The sequence below is a fragment of the Pseudonocardia sp. Ae505_Ps2 genome (assembly GCF_001932425.1).
Lineage (GTDB): Bacteria > Actinomycetota > Actinomycetes > Mycobacteriales > Pseudonocardiaceae > Pseudonocardia.
Window position 1 is genome coordinate 23,537 of the sequence record NZ_MCIP01000004.1, and the last position, 1,019, is coordinate 24,555.

A 1,019-nucleotide genomic window follows, 5' to 3' on the forward strand; every position below is an offset into this window, starting at 1 on the left:
GTCCAGCACCTCATGCGCGTCGCCACCCGCCGACTCATCAGCGACACCACCTTCCGCGACACCATCGCCGACGACCTCGCCGACCACCGCGACGCACTCAAGCGCGAGAAGTAACCCGCCAAGCCACCGTCACGCCTACTGTCATCGCAGGTCAAATCAGGTATCAGCACACCCGCCAAGATCCACAACGCCCCCTCGACGGCCCCGCTTCACTCCACCGCGCTACCAAGTAGCCCGCGGAGGAGAAGATGCGGGGCCGTCTTCATGTGGTCCTGTTTCCCCAGTTCAAGTTAGGTATCGGACCCCGCGTCACAACAAGATCTAGACATAGAGCCAGGAACCTATCTGCCCAGGTCAAGTTAGGTATCAGCACCTCACGCTAAACCCAGGTCTCACACGCTTAATGAGCCTTTTTCAACCTGGCGTTTGTGCTGGTCAAGCCGTCGAGTGGGCCTCCCCGGACCGTGACCACGCGGCGGCCTGACCTGCATCATCGGGGATCTGGCCGCTGCCGACGGGGCCCCTGCCGCCGCTTCGCGGCGGGTCCTCGGTCAGGTTGAAAAAGGCTCAATGACAGCAAAACAGGGGTGTCGGCGCTGCTGTCATGGTTGCTGTCATCGCCCTGATACCGGGTTTGACCTGCGACGATACAAGATCATGACAGCAATGACAGTCCTCTCCCTTTCTAGTGGGGTGAAAATCGGAGATGAGAACTAGGTTGTAGACAACGAGGTGTTCTCAGTAGCGGGGTGGCAGGTCGTGGCGACACGCCGAGGGTGGTGAGATGAGCGGGAACGGGGCAGGACCCCGGTAGATCGGTTCGGTCCAGCACAGATCGACACCGTCACCGAGGTCCTGCATGTCTGATCCTGTCACCTACACCGCTGTCCTCCCGATCGGGGAGCGCACCGTGGCCTATCTGGCGCGGCTCCTGGTCCTTCAACGCCGTCGACGTGGCACCCGGCGGCGGGCGTTGACCCCGTTCGCCCAGGCAGTGCTGGTGATCCGCTGGTTCTGTG

1 pseudogene is annotated in these 1,019 nt (G+C 61.9%); it reads left to right on the top strand.

Annotated elements, in window-relative coordinates:
- Nucleotides 1-859: 859 nt before the first annotated feature.
- Nucleotides 860-1,019, top strand: a pseudogene (locus Ae505Ps2_RS34380) (IS5/IS1182 family transposase); the annotation flags it as partial.